At 38.1% G+C, this 16404-nt stretch carries 15 protein-coding genes and 1 riboswitch; of the genes, 6 read left to right on the top strand and 9 right to left on the bottom strand.

All coding sequences use genetic code 11. From position 1 onward, the window contains the following. Window positions 1-166: 166 nt before the first annotated feature. The 6 genes from aroA to serC are packed head-to-tail and all read right to left on the bottom strand — an operon-like array spanning window position 167 to window position 6723. A complete protein-coding gene (gene aroA / locus MS2017_RS04655; RefSeq protein ID WP_122951426.1) occupies window positions 167-1468 on the bottom strand; it encodes a 3-phosphoshikimate 1-carboxyvinyltransferase in 1302 nt (433 codons plus the stop codon). Then, the gene (locus MS2017_RS04650) at window positions 1465-2316 is read right to left on the bottom strand and encodes a prephenate dehydrogenase (protein ID WP_071565329.1); all 852 of its coding nucleotides are present in this window, start codon (window positions 2314-2316) and stop codon (window positions 1465-1467) included. Before MS2017_RS04650 ends, aroA begins: the two co-directional genes overlap by 4 nt. Beyond that, the gene (gene hisC, locus MS2017_RS04645) at window positions 2313-3380 is read right to left on the bottom strand and encodes a histidinol-phosphate transaminase (RefSeq protein WP_122951425.1); all 1068 of its coding nucleotides are present in this window, start codon (window positions 3378-3380) and stop codon (window positions 2313-2315) included. Before hisC ends, MS2017_RS04650 begins: the two co-directional genes overlap by 4 nt. Window positions 3381-3403: 23 nt before the next feature. Then, a complete protein-coding gene (gene pheA, locus MS2017_RS04640) occupies window positions 3404-4480 on the bottom strand; it encodes a prephenate dehydratase (RefSeq protein ID WP_071565331.1) in 1077 nt (358 codons plus the stop codon). A gap of 6 nt (window positions 4481-4486) precedes the next feature. Next, window positions 4487-5644, bottom strand: a complete 1158-nt coding sequence (locus MS2017_RS04635) for a phosphoglycerate dehydrogenase (RefSeq protein ID WP_122951424.1) — start codon at window positions 5642-5644, stop codon at window positions 4487-4489. Beyond that, a complete protein-coding gene (gene serC, locus MS2017_RS04630) occupies window positions 5644-6723 on the bottom strand; it encodes a 3-phosphoserine/phosphohydroxythreonine transaminase (protein WP_071565333.1) in 1080 nt (359 codons plus the stop codon). The genes MS2017_RS04635 and serC overlap by 1 nt, the downstream gene beginning before the upstream one ends. A gap of 145 nt (window positions 6724-6868) precedes the next feature. Next, window positions 6869-7009, top strand: a riboswitch (cobalamin riboswitch). A 17-nt stretch (window positions 7010-7026) separates the two neighbouring features. On the opposite strand from serC, the gene MS2017_RS04625 reads away from it, so the two are divergent. The 3 genes from MS2017_RS04625 to cobO all read left to right on the top strand — a co-directional run bounded on the left by MS2017_RS04625 (window position 7027) and on the right by cobO (window position 10109). Continuing rightward, window positions 7027-8808 (top strand): TonB-dependent receptor plug domain-containing protein, encoded by a 1782-nt coding sequence (locus MS2017_RS04625; protein WP_122951423.1) that lies wholly within the window; start codon window positions 7027-7029, stop codon window positions 8806-8808. Window positions 8809-8968: 160 nt separating this feature from the next. After that, entirely contained in the window at window positions 8969-9535 is a 567-nt protein-coding gene (locus MS2017_RS04620; RefSeq protein ID WP_071565335.1) for a hypothetical protein, read from the top strand. Window positions 9536-9542: 7 nt separating this feature from the next. Next, on the top strand, window positions 9543-10109 hold the full coding sequence (gene cobO / locus MS2017_RS04615) for a cob(I)yrinic acid a,c-diamide adenosyltransferase (RefSeq protein ID WP_241156962.1): 567 nt from the start codon (window positions 9543-9545) through the stop codon (window positions 10107-10109). Window positions 10110-10325: 216 nt separating this feature from the next. Here the strand turns inward: cobO and MS2017_RS04610 are convergent, their stop codons facing one another. Beyond that, a complete protein-coding gene (locus MS2017_RS04610; RefSeq protein WP_071564616.1) occupies window positions 10326-11426 on the bottom strand; it encodes a hypothetical protein in 1101 nt (366 codons plus the stop codon). A 381-nt stretch (window positions 11427-11807) separates the two neighbouring features. Here MS2017_RS04610 and lptG point away from each other — a divergent pair, with 381 nt between their 5' ends. Beyond that, window positions 11808-12893 (top strand): LPS export ABC transporter permease LptG, encoded by a 1086-nt coding sequence (gene lptG / locus MS2017_RS04600; protein ID WP_122951420.1) that lies wholly within the window; start codon window positions 11808-11810, stop codon window positions 12891-12893. A 4-nt stretch (window positions 12894-12897) separates the two neighbouring features. Beyond that, the gene (locus tag MS2017_RS04595) at window positions 12898-14421 is read left to right on the top strand and encodes a phosphoethanolamine transferase (RefSeq protein WP_122951419.1); all 1524 of its coding nucleotides are present in this window, start codon (window positions 12898-12900) and stop codon (window positions 14419-14421) included. On the opposite strand, the gene MS2017_RS04590 is transcribed toward MS2017_RS04595, so the two are convergent. After that, window positions 14418-15209, bottom strand: coding sequence for an undecaprenyl-diphosphate phosphatase (locus tag MS2017_RS04590; protein ID WP_122951418.1), 792 nt, complete (start codon window positions 15207-15209; stop codon window positions 14418-14420). The two genes, MS2017_RS04595 and MS2017_RS04590, sit on opposite strands and share 4 nt — an antisense overlap. Window positions 15210-15338: 129 nt before the next feature. Between MS2017_RS04590 and MS2017_RS04585 the strand changes: the two genes are divergently transcribed. Beyond that, on the top strand, window positions 15339-16070 hold the full coding sequence (locus MS2017_RS04585; RefSeq protein WP_122951417.1) for a hypothetical protein: 732 nt from the start codon (window positions 15339-15341) through the stop codon (window positions 16068-16070). Between the two features lie 8 nt (window positions 16071-16078). On the opposite strand, the gene MS2017_RS11185 is transcribed toward MS2017_RS04585, so the two are convergent. Continuing rightward, window positions 16079-16231 (bottom strand): hypothetical protein, encoded by a 153-nt coding sequence (locus MS2017_RS11185; protein WP_164707607.1) that lies wholly within the window; start codon window positions 16229-16231, stop codon window positions 16079-16081. Window positions 16232-16404 lie beyond the last annotated feature (173 nt).

The following is a 16404-nucleotide window of genomic DNA, read 5'->3' as shown; positions in this document are numbered from 1 at the left end:
TGAGACCTTTGCATAAATACGGATGATTAGCAAAATTCAATTTTTGCCCGATTGGTAATTTCTTAAACCTTTTCCTGGCAGGGCTAAAGCTGGGTTTAAAAATTACCAAGTGGATGGATTATTCATATTTATACAAAAGGTCTTATGATATTACCTGTTATATTTTTTAAATTTCCACAAGATTCATACCCGCAGAGTTTGCCAATGCAACAAAATTAGGAAATGAGGTTTTGACATTGTCCACACCGTTAATTTCTATGGCGTGTTTACACCTAAGAGACGCAATGGCAAATGACATTGAAATACGGTGATCATGGTGCGACTCAATCGTACCACTTGGTTTTGAAAAGACGCCACCTTGAATCTTAATGCCATCTTCAAGCACTGTGTTTTCAATACCCAGAATATTCAAACCATCTGCCATCACTTGGATACGGTCAGATTCTTTAACTCGCAATTCCTTTGCATTGGTTAAAACAGTCTCTCCTATGGCGCAACTTGCTGCAATGAATATAGCGGGAAATTCATCAATGGCAAGTGGAATTAAGTTTTTTGGAATCTCAATTCCTTGTAAATCTGATGATTGAATGCGAATATCAGCCAACAACTCACCCCCAATTTCTCGCTCATTGGACACAGTTAAATTGCCACCCATTAACTGCAAAATATCAATCACGCCTGTGCGTGTTGGGTTAATGTTCACACCCATTAAAGTAATATCAGCCTGTGGAGCAATGCAAGCAGCCACCATAAAAAACGCAGCAGATGATATATCGCTTGGCACTTGAATTTTCGTCGCAGTTAACGCACCACCGCCCGTCAAGCATATTTTCTTAGCATGGGTATGCACTGGGTAATCAAAGCCATTTAACATACGCTCAGTGTGGTCTCGTGTGGTCTCTGGCTCATTGACACAAGTCTGACCTTGGGCATACAAACCTGCCAACAAAACACAGGATTTCACTTGTGCTGATGCCACAGGCAAATCATAATCAATAGCGACGAGTGATTGCCCACCTCTAATTTTAAGCGGTGGCTTGCCAGCATTACTTTCAATCACTGCCCCCATCTCAGTAAGTGGGTTAATCACCCTACCCATAGGGCGCTGAGACAACGATACATCGCCAACCAATTCAGTATCAAAAGCTTGTGCTGCTAAAATACCTGATATCAAGCGCATAGAAGTGCCAGAATTGCCCAAATCAAGTGGCACATTGGGCTGACTTAATCCATGCAAACCAACGCCGTGAATAGTAACTTTATCCTCTTGCCGCTCAATCTTAACGCCCATTAATTGAAAGGCTTTTAGCGTGGCTAAAGCGTCTTCCCCCTGTAAAAAGCCACTCACTTCGGTAACGCCGTTTGCCAGCGATCCTAGCATAATACAACGATGGGAAATGGATTTATCCCCCGGTACTTTGAGTGTGCCTGATAGTGTGTTGGCAGGTTGGGCGATAAATTTACTCATTTGTCTTTCAACCAATTATCTCGAGCCATTTTAGCATCTATAAATAATTGCTCTATTTCCTGCGTCTTCCCTTCTTCAATAAAGTCAACAATTTTATCCAAACTACCTTGAAATCCTTTAATGTGTTTGATAATATCACTAGAATTATTAAAGCAAATATCACGCCACATAGAAGCATCCGAAGAGGCAATGCGTGAAAAATCTTTAAATCCACCGGCAGCATAATCCAATACATTTTTACCGTTTCCAGTCAAATAATCCATGAGTGAAAATGCCAACATATGTGGCAAGTGTGAGGTCATTGCCAACAAATCATCATGGGTTTTGTCGTCCATAATTTCAACCTTAGCACCCAGTGCCTCCCACAATGCTCTGACTTGCGTAACTGAGCGTGTATTGACATTCTCTGTTGGTGTTAAAATCACGAGTTTGTTGTTAAACAATGCACCATCTGCTGCGTCCACACCACTTTGTTCTTTGCCTGCAATCGGATGCGCTGGCACAAAGTTCTCAGGCATTGCGCCAAAAACTTCTTTGGCAGTTGCAATTACACTGCCTTTCGTGCTGCCAACATCGGAAATAATTGTTTGTTCGTTAATATGGGGCTTTATCATTTCAAAAATATTTTTAAAACTGTTGACAGGTGTGGCAATCAACACCAAATCTACGCCAGACAGTGCCGTAACAATATCCAAACTATAAGTATCAATCGCACCCAGTTTTTGCGCTTCTTGCAAGTGTGCCTCATGTCTGCCGAAACCGACAATTTTAATTTTTTGTGTGTTTTTCAAGCCCAGCGCAAACGAGCCGCCAATCAATCCAACGCCAATAATACAAATTTTATTCATAGTAGTGATTTTAGTGTATCTAAAAATGTTTTATTCTCATTTTTTGTGCCAACCGAGACTCTTAAATAATTCTCCATTTCCACAGGTCGAACGATAAAACCGCTCTCTAGTAATTGCTGATAAACCACACTAGCATTACCCACCTTAACTGCAATAAAATTTGCAAACGAAGGAATATAGGACAAACCCAATTCATCAAACCCCGTAGCCAGTTGCAACAAACCTTGTTTATTTGCAGTTACAGAATGTGTTAAAAATTCACCCTCTGCCAATGCCGCAATTGCCGCACTCTGTGCAATGTGATTAACATTAAAAGGCTGACGAATACGGTTTAAATAATCTGCCGTTACAACGCTAGACAGTGCATACCCCACACGCAAACCCGCCAAACCATACGCCTTAGAAAAAGTGCGTGTTATCACCAAATTATCAAACTCTTTGAGCCATTGAACAGTAGTATCATCTGCTTCTAAATACTCAATATAGGCTTGGTCAAGTACCACGATAACAGTGCTCGGCACTTTTGATAAAAAAGCATAAATCTCATCATCTTCTAACCAGGTTCCAGTTGGATTATTTGGATTGGCAATAAAAATCAACTTGGTATTCTCAGTAACAGCCGCCAACATTGCCGCCAAATCATGGCCAAAATCATTGGCAGGCGTGACTACCGCTGTTGCACCTAGTGCTTGCGTAACCAGTGGATAAACCACAAATGCATACTGTGAAAAAATTACTTCGTCCTTTGCACTGCACACCACAACTCTAGCCATCAATTCCAAAATATCATTTGAGCCATTACCCAGCGTAATTTGCCCTGCTGATACTGATAAATGCTGTGCAATTGCTTGTTTAAGTTCAAAACCATTGCCATCAGGATAGCGCCCTACTTCGTTAGCAGCCTTTGCAATGGCTTGTTGCACTTTTTTGCTACTGGGTAACGGGTTTTCATTACTGGCAAGTTTGACAATATTGTCCAAACCCAATTCGCGCTGTAATTCACTGATTGGCTTGCCACCTTGATAGGGCTTCAAAGACAATATCGATTTGCAAATATTATTCATGTTTGTTGCACCTCAAGTTCTGCCTACAAAACCGTAACAGGATAAGAACCTAAGATGTTTATCTTAATTGCCTTTTTGGCAATTTGTGCCAATGCTTTTTCCACAGACTCTTCTTGTTGATGCCCTTCCACATCAACCAAAAACATATATTCCCATTTGGCATTAGGGATGGGGTGATGTGCGAGTTGCAGAATGTTAATACCCTGTTCTTTAAGGGGGGATAGTAAATCAAGCAGTGCGCCCGCTTCATGTTTGGCAACTATTAATATGGAGGTTTTGTCTTTACCTGATACTGGCACCTCTTCTTTGCCAAGCACTAGAAAGCGTGTGGTATTACCTGTTTTGTCTTCAATATTTTTAGCAACTCGCTCTAAGCCGTATAAACCGAGTGCCACTTCTGAGGCAATTGCTGCTGCGTTTGGCTCATCTTTGATAAATTTTGCTGCGAAGGCGTTAGAGGCTACTGCCTGTAATTCAGCGTGTGGGTAATTGTCGTTGAGCCAACGCCGACATTGGTCAAGTGCTTGTTGATGTGCGTAAATTACTTTAATTTCCTGAGATTGGTCTGCCATCATTAACTGGTGACGAACTGAAATTTCTACTTCACCACAAACTTTTAGATTTTGAGAGTAAAGCATATCAACTGTAGCGCCAATCACGCCATTAGAAGAGTTTTCAATTGGCACAACGCCATAATTCGCATTGCCCTTTTCCACTTCATGAAATATCTCATCAATGCTACTGCAATCCAAGGTTGAGACCGCATGTCCGAAATGTTTCAAAGTTGCTTCTTGCGTATAAGTGCCTTTGGGGCCAAGATAAGCGACTTTAATTTTTTGCTCTAAAGCAAGGCAAGCGGACATAATTTCACGAAATATGTGCGCCATGTCTGTGCCTTTAAGTAGATTGTCATTGCGCCCAATAATCGCACGAAGAACTTGTGCTTCTCGTTCTGGGCGATAAAACCCCCCTTTGTCGTTTGTTGTGCGCTTGACCTCTGCAACGGCTGCAGCGAGTTCAGCTCGTTTGCCAATCAATGATTGAATTTGCTTGTCCAGCGTATCAATCTCAACCCTGAGTTCGTTTAATGTCTTGTTCATCGTTTTCTACAAAGCCCTCACGCTTAAAATACCTTTAACTTGCTTTAAATTGTCAACCACTGCATCAGGAATGCCACTCTCTATATCAATCAAAGTATAAGCAACTTCTTCTCTTGATTTATTCAACATATCAATAATATTAATCTTTGCATCTGCCAATATAGTGGAAATTTGCCCCACCATATTTGGAATATTCTGATGCGTGATTGCCAGTCGAAATTCACCCACTCTTGGCATTTTTGCCTCAGGAAAGTTAACTGAATTTAAGATGTTACCATTTTCAAGATAATCTTTTACTTGGTTTGCCACCATAATTGCACAATTGTCTTCTGCTTCAGCCGTTGAAGCGCCCAAATGTGGCAAGGCAATGACACGATCATGATTTTTTTTATCATCAATCGGGAAATCTGTCACATAATATTTAACCTTGCCAGCCTCCAAGGCAACCATCAACGCTTCCTCGTCAACAATCCCATCACGGGCAAAATTCAAAATCGTGGCACCTGCTGGCAACAAAGCAATACGCGTTTCGTTTAACAAGTTTTTAGTACCTGCCACCAATGGCACATGAAAAGACACAAAATCACTTTGTGCAAACAGTTCGTCCACACTTAACGCCTGCTCAACATCAGCTGAGAGTTTCCAAGCACTCTTAATGGTAATACTCGGATCAAAGCCGATAACCCTCATCCCTAAAGCATTCGCAGCATTGGCAATTTGCACCCCAATTGCACCTAAACCCACAATGCCAAGCGTTTTTCCAGGCAATTCTGAGCCCGCATAATTCTTTTTACCGTCTTCTATCGCCGTTTTTAAATTGTCCAAAGGCAAGTTATTAACATAATTCCACGCTTGACAAATATTGCGACTGGCAAGCAGCATTGATGAAATAACCAACTCTTTGACCGCATTAGCATTTGCCCCCGGTGCATTAAACACCACCACCCCTTTTTCGCTCATTTTATCCAGTGGGATATTATTCACGCCAGCACCCGCACGACCTACTGCTTTGAGATTATTGCCAATTTCCAAGGTATGCATCTTGGCACTACGCACTAAAATTGCATCAGGATTCGCTATCTCAGAAGAAACTTCATACCGCTCTCTTGGCAATTTATCCAAGCCAACGGGAGAGATGTTGTTCAGCGTTTGTATTTTATTCATTAGCCGTTTTCCTTCTCAAAATCTTGCATAAAGCCTACCAATTGATCGACACCCTCTTGTGGCATTGCATTATAAATACTGGCACGCATACCTCCCACGGAGCGATGCCCTTTTAAAGTAATGAGCCCATTATTTGTTGCTTTTTCTAAGAACAAACCATTTAAATTTTCATCAGCCAGCAAAAAAGGCACATTCATCCAAGAGCGGTATTTTTTTGCCACAGGATTTGAATAAAAATCAGATGCATCAATCGCCTCGTAAAGGGTGTTTGCCTTGTTTTGGTTAATTTTAGCCATGGCACTTAAGCCACCCTGTGCTTTTAGCCATTCAAACACACGGGCTGCCACATACCAAGGGTAAGTTGAAGGTGTGTTATACATAGAATCATTGTTTGCTTGTGTTGCATAATCGAATAAAATTGGCTGATTTTTTACCACACTACCTATTAAATCTTCACGCACAATCACGATAGTCAAGCCAGCAATACCGATATTCTTTTGCGCACCTGCATAAATAACGCCGTATTTTGATACATCAATCTCACGCGATAAAATGGTAGATGACATATCTGCCACTAATGGCATATCCACCTCTGGCACATAATCAAATTCCAAACCTGCAATCGTTTCATTCGGTGTGTAATGCAAATAAGCCCCTTTTTCATCTATATGCCATTTTGAAAAATCATCGATATTGGTGTATTTATTACCCGAACTGTCTGTGCAAATATTTACCTTGCAATACCGCTCACCTTCGGCAATTGCCTTTTTAGACCAGTGTCCTGTATGTGCATAATTAGCCGTTGTTTTGCCACGCAATAAATTAATTGGCACCATAGAAAACTGCGCTGATGCACCACCTTGCAAAAACAACACTTTATAATTATCAGGAATGTTCATTAACCCCCTTAAATCGGCCTCTGATTTTTGTGCCATTGCCATAAAATCTGCACCCCGATGTGAAATTTCCATCACCGATGCTTTGGCATTGCCATATTCTAACAATTCACCCTGCATTTGCTTTAACACCTGCGTTGGTAACATTGCAGGTCCTGCACTAAAATTATAAATCTGACTCATTTAAACTCACTCCTTAGATTAGAACCCCTTAACAAGGTCTCTATATAGAGACCTTTACATAAATATGAATATTCATCAAAAATCCACTTTTTGCCAATCATCCATATTATATGCAAAGGTCTCATATAATTAAAAAATAAAAACACAATTTTATCAGAACTCAGCTATTTTAATATCTATAATACCACTCAGTTTGATTATGGAAGTGGGTGAAAATCCCACACTGTCCTCGCAACGGTATTTGCAATCGCATCAGTCCGACACATAGCCTAATTTTTTTAACATCACGAAGGATGAGAAATCATGAAAAAAACACTTGCGTCTATCGCATTAATCACCACCCTTAACGCCCATGCAACTTTAGGCCCCATTCCCATTTACCTAAACACCGAATATCGCACCGACAGCCCTGTTATTGGCTCAATCGCCTCAACGCTTAGTTTTAATGCGGACGATATCAAAGCAAGTGGTGTCAATACTTTTATAGATTTTTTAGCCACTGTGCCGAGCGTTGGCTTGGTTAATGCCCAGGGCAATATCCCTGCAATCTTTATGCGTGGCAATGAATCTGATCACACTTTGGTTTTGGTGGACGGCGTCAGTATTAACGATATTTCATCAGTAGATGGTGCCGTTGGATATGGATTAAAAAACATTCCATTAAATGACATTGAAAAAATTGAAATCATCAAGGGGTCAGGGTCTGTTGTATATGGCGCATCCGCTATTGCAGGGGTAATTTCTATTACCACTAAAAAAGGTGAAAGTGGTGAAAATGCCACAATAAATGCCAAATTTGGTACACACGATTCTAAAGTTTACGCATTATCAGCAAGTGATGGCGATAAAGATGGTTTTATTAGATTTACCCATAATAAATATACGACCAATGGTATTAATGCCCATATTAGCGACACAACAGGCGAAAAAGACAGTATCAACCATCAAGCAACACAAATTAAATTTGGCAACACGCATTTTAATGCCAGTTATTTAGAAAGTGAAAACAAAACCGAATATGACAAATGTGGCTTTCCCAGTAGTAATGAATGTTTGGCAGATAGAAAATTTCAAAAGATAGCGATTAATGTACGCAAACAATTTAACAATCATTGGACAGCCAAATTGTCTCATATACAAAGTAAAACCGAAGTAAGCACTTATGAAAACAATGTCGTTAGTATTTATGCTAGCGATGATTACAAAAGCACCAACACAACTTTGCTTAATGATATTAAAGTTGGCAACGCCTTGCTTAATATCGGATTGTCAAAAATTGATGATGAAAATACCACGGATAAGCAAGAATTTTCTAGTAATAATGCATTTGTAACTTGGCAAAAAAATATTATTAATATGGATGTCAATGCAGGCATTCGCCACATTAACCACAGTGAGTTTGGCGCTCATACTGTTTACAATACTGGCATTGGCAAAAATTTATACAAAGGCATTAAATTAACTGCAAATTACAACACTGCTTTTGATGCACCATCACTCTATCAAGCCTCCGACCCTCAAAACCCCACTAAATTAAAACCAGAAACCTCAAAAAATATCAACATAGGCTTAAACAAACAACATTCGTGGGGCCGAATAAATATTGAACTCTATCAAAACACAGTCAATGACATGGTAACTTATAAATTTACAACTGCGCCCTCATATATTGACCATTATAGCAATGAAGACAAACTCACAAACCAAGGCATTGAATTGTCACTCAATGCCAATGTTGCTAATTACAATGTCGGCTTTAGTCACAACTATAATAAAAGCAGGAAAAACAACCATACCACGCAAAGCCTAAGAAGGCCAAAAAATACAAGTAATCTGTCCATTAGCAAGCAATATGGAAAATTCAATTCAAAAGTGCAAATTATCGAAAAATCCTCCAGTTTAGATGCAGGCGATATTAAATTAGACGGCTATACTTTGGTTAATTTATCAAATGGATATCGCATCAACAAAGAAATAAAAGTATTGTTTAATATTAACAATGCCTTTAATGAAGATTATGTAATTGTCAATGGCTACAATCAGCTCGGTAGAACTATTGAGTTGGGTATTAATTGCAATTTCTAAAGGTCTCAAATAATATAGTGTCAATACTTGAGATGAGAATGAGCACTAGATTGTTTAGTTTATTTTTGAAAATGGTATAATCACCAAGGATCCACTTTTTTACTAAATATAAATTTTACTGATCATTCATATTTATACAAAGATCTCAAGGAATAAAAAAATGACAAAAAAAATAACCACCCTATTCGCTGTATTTATTATGATATTGCTAATGATTGCCACGCGTGGGCATGACAACTGGCTTTCATCATTCGTGCATTTGCCTGATTTCACCATACCTGCGTTGTTTATTGCAGGCGTTTATTTTCGTCATTTTTGGGTTGTGTTTACGCTTATTTTTAGCGCTATTGCGATAGACAATTATGCCATCATACATCAGGGTGTTAGTGCAAATTGTATCACCCCTGCTTATAGTGTGTTGCCGCTAACTTACTATGGAATTTTCTGGGTGGGTAAATATATTAGTGCTTTAATGGTAGAGGGTAATATTATTAAAAATGCATCTCTTATCATCGTTGCCACAAGTGTGCAATGGCTTATGGCAACTGGCACTTATTACTTTTTTACAGCCACTTATGCCAAAACAGGTTGGCTCGATTTTCCAGCATATATAGCACATTGGTCAATCGTCGAAATTCCAGTTACCCTATATTGGATGGTTGCTGTCATGGTTGCTTTTACCCTTATGCCACGCATTACCCCAAACCTAAGTGCCGCAAAGTTATAAAGACAGAATGCAGCGCAAAAAAGCGCACATTGATGCTTGCATTGAGCAAGCAAATATAGACAGAGGCATTATCGTCTTACTCACAGGCAATGGCAAGGGAAAATCCTCTTCTGCCTTGGGTATGATTTGCCGTGCGCTTGGCTATGGTATGCAAATTGCCGTGGTTAAATTCTTAAAAGGTGTGCAAGACACAGGCGAAGACACCTTTCTCGCCCAGCAGCCGAATGTGAAAACCACTTTTATGAAAACTGGCTTTACTTGGGACACACAAGACCAAGAGTACGATACCAAAAAAGCACTTGAAACTTGGCAACAAGCCGAACAATATCTTAATGATGAATCCATCAATTTAGTCGTTCTTGACGAACTTACCTATATGATTAATTACAAATACCTAGATGAACAAACCCTCTTAAATGCATTCAACAACCGCCCAGCCAGCCAACACATTGTTATCACTGGCAGAGCGGCAAGCACAGCATTAATTAATTGTGCCGACACCGTTAGCGAAATCAAAGACATTAAACACGCTTTCAGAGCCAATATCAAAGCCCAAAAAGGCATTGACCTCTAATACATTTTCAAAAGAATAACAGCGTCTCAATACTTGGGATAAAAATAAGTGCCAAATTGCTTGGTTTATTTTTTTTGAAAATGAACCAAACAATATTTACTCGAATTAGGGGCGAAAAAAAAACCCTAGTGATAATAAAATCACTAGGGTTTTTTTAAGTGTTAATCTAAAGTTTGAACATTAAAACCAAACTTTAAATCAGACTTCTAACCAAGATTAGAACTTAACATCAAGTCTAAGGCCTTTGTTGCTAGCATTCATAGTCTTATAAGTGTCACTAAAACCACTAAGTTTTCCAAAGTTTGCTGTCAACTGAGCACCACCTAAAGGACGAGTAATAATTAACTCTATGCCTGATGCTTTTTCATCATCGGCACCAGCAATACCAGCAGGCATTGTGTTTTTAGTATAAATACCTTTGATTGTGTTGCCTGCTAACTTAGTGCTAACTGCTACACCAACAATTGAAGTAAATTGACCAACATTAGCCACTGCTGTTGCTGTACCGCCACGAGCGCCTTCACCTATTAACATAGAACCTAGAGGTGCAAGTGTACTGTTCTTAAAACCTCCAGTTGTTTCATGTCCGTTATAAGCTATCTTATTGCTAATACTTGCCACATCCCACTTAATTGAACGGAATTTGCCATTAACATGAATTAAAGTTGTGTTGTTCTTTTCATCGTCAGCTATAGCATCATTAGTTTTATCCAAATGTAATTCCAAAGCACCTGTAATACCTTTGAAAGTACCTTTAACAGATAAGTTTGTAAATTCCTTAGGATTAAGTACCGCTTTAATAGAGACACCTTTAACCTTAGCTGAAGCATTTACATTGGTTGAATGTGCATCATCACCAGAGGTATATACGCCTAATGTAGCAGGACCAACCTTAGCTGATAAAGCAACTGCATTTTTCTTAGATGCACCTTTAGAGCGTGCGCCTAAACCAATAGTACCCCAGTAGTCACCTGCTTTTATATTAAAACGACCTGCTTTGGTCGTGATATATAAACTATCCATTTGAAGACCACCTTTTCTAACATTATCACTCAGTTCCTTGTTACTACTATCAACACGAGTTGCACCGTTGTTACGAAGGACTGCGGTTACTTTAGTAGCGCCTGTCGTTCCAACTACTTTTAAACGAACACGCTGACTGTCTACATTTTTTTCAAAATCAGCGGGTTGATCCTCATCATATCCGATTGCATTGTTAGCATAAGAAAAATACGAATCACCTGTAATCGAAATACCAGCCTGAGAGACTGATGCCATTGTTGCTGCAACTGCAGCGATCATTAATTGTTTTTTCACTATGAAATCTCCAAAAAATTATAATTATATTAGAATAGATATAAAACAAATTCTAACGCTTTTTCTTGAATCTGCATTCAAGATATCAACTATTATACGAGTACCTACTCAAAAGTCAATCATTTTTTGTAAAAAAACGACAAAAAATAGTTTTTATACCACAATCTAAATTAAGATACCCTAAGATTCCTCGCCAAACCCTTTGGTGTAAACGATTTAAATTTTGTTGCAAAATAACCACTTTATTGTTTATTCCCATTGTGAAGCCAATAACCTGTGTGCTGTCATTGAATAAATATACCATTGCCCATTAAAAAGCTGCTGGTGTGTTTCACAACATTTATTTTATTTATCGGTTAAGGCAATGATAAAATTGCCTCCATGAAAATCCTAGATCGTTATATTGCCAAAACATTGCTCTTTTACACTTTAGGTGTCATGGTTATTTGGGCAGGTGTTTATGCGCTTTTTAATTTTATTAATGAAGTGGATTTGATTGGACGGCAAGACTACACTCTGTTATCGGCAATAATTTATGTGGTTGCTGATTTGCCATCGGTGATTTACGCACATTCTTCGGTAATTATTTTGTTGGGTTGCTTGTTGGGATTGGGGCATTTGGCGACAACTGCGCAATTGATTGTTGTTAGAAGTGGCGGTATTTCTATTATGAAAATTGCACAAAAGGTGGTGATTGCTGCCTTATTGTTTATGTTGATAACAATATTATTGGGTGAATTTGTTGCGCCAGTAACGACAAAATATGCTGAATTGTATCGTTCCAAGGCGTTGGGGCGCAATATTTCTACAGCAAGTCAACAAGGTTTTTGGTTGAAAGATGGCAATGCCATTATCAATGTTAAAAAGAACTTTGATGGTAGTGTGTTTAAGAAAATCACTTTAATGCGATTAAACAAAGAGCATCAATTAGATGCGGTGATGTATTCAGATAAGGCGGTATTTGACGGCAATCAATTAAATTTTGAGGAGACAACACGCCACCAACTAAAACAAACTGGGAAATTTACTGACATTCAGTCTAAGGATTATCAGCAATATAATGCCAAAGTATCTTTTAACCAAAGTTTAATCAATAACTTAAAAAAAGAGCCTCAAATGTTATCTATGATAGCGCTATATAAGCACATATCATTCTTAAGCAGCAACAATCTCACCTCTGAAGATTTTGCAACGGAATTGTATAAGCGCACTAGTAAACCGGTAACTTTGGTGGCAATGTTAATGTTGTCCATGTTGTTTATCTTTGGCTCGTTAAGAGATTCAACTTTGGGTAAGAAAATATTTTTAGGCATGGTTGTCAGTTTACTCTTTGAATTGTCATCACGCATTGGTGGCGTGGTGTCGTTGCGCTTTAACTACGACCCTTTTTTTGGTGCCTTTGCACCCGCATTAGTGGTCTTAATGATTGCCTTTTTCTTGTTAAGAAAAAAATCTTTGGAAATATAATATTATGCTAAAAATATCTGTTAATCGTTTGTTACTCTTGGTGTGTGGGTTTATTGTTGTTTTCGACAATTTGGTATTTTGGGGTAAGTTATTCCAGCGTATAGATTTTTTCGAAGCCTCTGGATTTGGATTTTTCTGGGGGTTTTTGGCGTCAATGTTTGTATTGACTTACTTAATATTGGTCTTGTTTAGCAATAAATATATGCTAAAAATATTTTTGTCTATTGTGCTAATAATCAGCGCCATTATTGGTTATTTTGCAGAACTTGGCGTGGTGTTTGATCAATTTATGTTAACCAATATTGTTGATAATATTAAAGAGCAAAATACCAAAGAAGCACAGGAATTGTTGTCTGTGCCGCTGGTAGTGCATGTTAGCATTTTTGCTTTTGTGCCGATTACACTGTTGTGGATGGCTAAAATCAAACGCCACTCTTTCTTAATTGAAAGTAAAAACAGGATTTTAACAACGCTGGCTGTTGTTGTTATTGCAATTATTTTGATTTGGGCTAATATGAAATATGTTACTTATTTTGGTCGGGAAAATCGGGATTTGCGTTATTTTATCAATCCGCTGTTTTTGGTTAAATCGGGGTATTCTTATGTTGAGGATATGTTTGATACAAAAGACTTTAAAGTGATTGGCAGTGATGCTATTATCCGCAATAACAATAAGAAAAAAACCGTAGGCATCTTTATCGTTGGAGAAACAGCAAGAGCAGATCGTTTTTCACTAAATGGTTACCACAAATTAACCAACCCCCTACTGGAAAAACGCACACTAATGAACTTTAGCAATGTCGCTTCATGTGGGACTTCTACGGCTTATTCTGTGCCTTGTATGTTTTCACTATTAGGCAAGCGTGATTACTCACCGAAAAAAGCTGGCAATCAATCTAATGCACTGGATATTTTGCAAAAGGCTGGTGTTAAGGTTTTTTGGCTAGACAATAATTCTAGTTGCAAAGGGGTTTGCAACCGAATCGAAAATGAGAATATATTTTATCAAGATAAACTTGATATTGCTATGCTTGATAATTTAAAGCGCTATATTGATAAGCAACAATCTGATGTATTGATAGTCTTACATTCCCTTGGTTCTCACGGCCCCAGATACTATAAGCGCTATCCTCAGGCTTTTGAAAAGTTTACCCCCACTTGTAAAAATACACCTGAAAAATGTACCCATATAGAGGTGGATAATGCGTATGACAATAGTGTTTTATACACCGATTATTTAATTGATAGTGCCATTCAATTGATGAAGAAAAATTATCCCGATAGTTTTGTCTTCTACGCTTCAGATCACGGCGAATCACTGGGTGAGAAAGGGGTTTATTTACATGGATTGCCTTATGTTATTGCCCCTAAAGCGCAAACCCATGTGCCGATGCTGGCTTGGTTTAGTAATAAAAAATCAGGTAATGTTGATCAAGCCTTGTCACATGACAATATTTCGCATTCCTTATTAGGGTTATTTGGCGTTGAAACTAAGGTTTACAATAAAGCGTTAGACCTTTTTCGTTAGAAAAAAGCCAATAAAACTGCGGCTAAAATAATTCGATAGGCAACAAATGGCAACATGCTTATTTTTTCTAACGATTTGATAAAAAAATAGAGTGTCAAATAGGCAAAAATTCCCGCAGTTGAAAACCCAGTTGCAAGGAATATCCAATTAACTGGCTCTGGCGTTTGATACAAATCTACAAAAATAAGCAGTGAGGAAAGCACAATAACGGGAATTGAGAGCAAAAAAGAAAACTTCAAAGCAAGTTTATAACCAAACCCCAATAACAAAGCAGCAGTAATGGTTATACCACTTCTTGAGGTACCCGGAATAAGTGCCAATGCTTGAAAAATTCCAATAATAAGCATATCAAGCCAACCAATATCTGTCTTAAAAGTACCCCGCTTACGGTTTAAATAATCAGCCAAACCAAGTAACAGCCCAAACAACAAAGTGGCATAGGCAATAACTTCAGGACTGCGTAAATTGTCTTCTATCACCCCTTTAAACAACAAACCCGCAATGCCCACAGGAATGGTGGCAATAATCACCCCCCAACCAAGTTTTGCATTAACATCTGCATTGGGATTTTTACTAAAAAACGCAACAATAATTTCACCAATACTGTGACGATAATAAAAAATAACTGCGCTAAGTGTGCCTAAATGCAACACCACATCAAATGCCAAACCCTGATCAACCCAATCACCCAATTTAGGCACAAGAATCAAGTGTGCAGATGATGAAATCGGCAAGAATTCGCTAACGCCCTGCACTATTGCTAAAATAATTGTTTGAATGAAATCCATATATTGACAATTTTAAACGCTTAAAAAGGGATGTTGTTGACTAAATTTATATATCTTTTTGCCAAAACAAGGGTATATTTCACGCCTTTGAAAAAAGCACTTTATTTACAATGAGACCTTTGCATAAATATGAATAATCATCAAGAATCCTCGTTTCACCCACTTGGTAATTTTTTAAACCCAGCCTTAGCCCTGCTAGGACAAGGTTTAAGAAAATCACCCATTGGGCAAAAATTGAATTTTGCTAATCATCCATATTTATGCAAAGGTCTCACAATGAATTTTTTTATCTTATTCCTGCTTCTTTCTACTTCGGTGCTAGCGCTCAAGCCACACACGGCAACTTATACGCTATCAATGTTAGATTTTGAGATTGCCGAAGTGAATATTGCCCTACATAAAGTAAACGGCGTTTATACCTATACCTTAGAAGCAGAAACTCAGGGGCTTGCTGCTCTAATCAAAGACTATCAAATTCGTTCAAAATCTGTTTTTACCATCAATCAATTTGGCATACACTCACAGCATTATCAAAACTTTGAGCGTGATGGTGATGATATAAAAAAAGACATTGATATCCGCCTAGACAACACTCAAGTTGATCCGCTTAATCAAACTTTGGCCATTAGCAACGCCTTAGAAAAGAACCCAAATAAAAAAGATTTTTATTTCTTGTTAAACGACGGCAAAAAAGTTGTCAAAAAACATTATCAACAGGTACATAATAACGATAACAATCTCATTAAAATCGTCAGTTCAGAAGGAAATTTAGAAGTTTATTTTTCCAGAAGTAAGCACTACATCCCTACGCTTATTCGTCGCAAAAAAATTACTTATCGCTTAAATACTCTGCACTATTAGCCCAGCAATTACCTTAAGAGACCTTTACATAAATATGAATGATTAGCAAAATTCATTTTTTGCCCAATGAATGATTTTCTTAAACCTTGTCCTAGCAGAGTTAAGACTGGGTTTAAAAAATTACCAAGTGGGTGAAAAATGGATTCTTGATGATTATTCATATTTATGCAAAGGTCTCTTTAAATACAGGGGTCTCACTTGGTAAAAATTTCAATTGAAAAAGGTAAACACCGATTATTTTCCTAAAAAACTTTAAATCTTTTACAAACCCTTAGCCGTTGTGGTTAAAATACGCCTATTGTTTTTAGCCAATCTGGCTATAAGTGTGTAAAAA

It is taken from the genome of Bathymodiolus thermophilus thioautotrophic gill symbiont (assembly GCF_003711265.1).
Lineage (GTDB): Bacteria > Pseudomonadota > Gammaproteobacteria > PS1 > Pseudothioglobaceae > Thiodubiliella.
This window is presented reverse-complemented; position numbering and strand designations above follow the sequence as displayed.

What these genes read in the sequence shown, in the direction of transcription:
- serC (WP_071565333.1), bottom strand. Translation starts at nt 6,723, where the DNA reads ATGAGTCAGATTTATAATTTTAGTGCAGGACCTGCAATGTTACCAACG.
- cobO (WP_241156962.1), top strand. Translation starts at nt 9,543, where the DNA reads ATGCAGCGCAAAAAAGCGCACATTGATGCTTGCATTGAGCAAGCAAAT.
- MS2017_RS04595 (WP_122951419.1), top strand. Translation starts at nt 12,898, where the DNA reads ATGCTAAAAATATCTGTTAATCGTTTGTTACTCTTGGTGTGTGGGTTT.
- lptG (WP_122951420.1), top strand. Translation starts at nt 11,808, where the DNA reads ATGAAAATCCTAGATCGTTATATTGCCAAAACATTGCTCTTTTACACT.
- MS2017_RS11185 (WP_164707607.1), bottom strand. Translation starts at nt 16,231, where the DNA reads ATGAATAATCATCAAGAATCCATTTTTCACCCACTTGGTAATTTTTTA.
- MS2017_RS04590 (WP_122951418.1), bottom strand. Translation starts at nt 15,209, where the DNA reads ATGGATTTCATTCAAACAATTATTTTAGCAATAGTGCAGGGCGTTAGC.
- pheA (WP_071565331.1), bottom strand. Translation starts at nt 4,480, where the DNA reads ATGAACAAGACATTAAACGAACTCAGGGTTGAGATTGATACGCTGGAC.
- MS2017_RS04620 (WP_071565335.1), top strand. Translation starts at nt 8,969, where the DNA reads ATGACAAAAAAAATAACCACCCTATTCGCTGTATTTATTATGATATTG.
- MS2017_RS04635 (WP_122951424.1), bottom strand. Translation starts at nt 5,644, where the DNA reads ATGAATAAAATACAAACGCTGAACAACATCTCTCCCGTTGGCTTGGAT.
- MS2017_RS04585 (WP_122951417.1), top strand. Translation starts at nt 15,339, where the DNA reads ATGAATAATCATCAAGAATCCTCGTTTCACCCACTTGGTAATTTTTTA.
- MS2017_RS04625 (WP_122951423.1), top strand. Translation starts at nt 7,027, where the DNA reads ATGAAAAAAACACTTGCGTCTATCGCATTAATCACCACCCTTAACGCC.
- hisC (WP_122951425.1), bottom strand. Translation starts at nt 3,380, where the DNA reads ATGAATAATATTTGCAAATCGATATTGTCTTTGAAGCCCTATCAAGGT.
- MS2017_RS04650 (WP_071565329.1), bottom strand. Translation starts at nt 2,316, where the DNA reads ATGAATAAAATTTGTATTATTGGCGTTGGATTGATTGGCGGCTCGTTT.
- aroA (WP_122951426.1), bottom strand. Translation starts at nt 1,468, where the DNA reads ATGAGTAAATTTATCGCCCAACCTGCCAACACACTATCAGGCACACTC.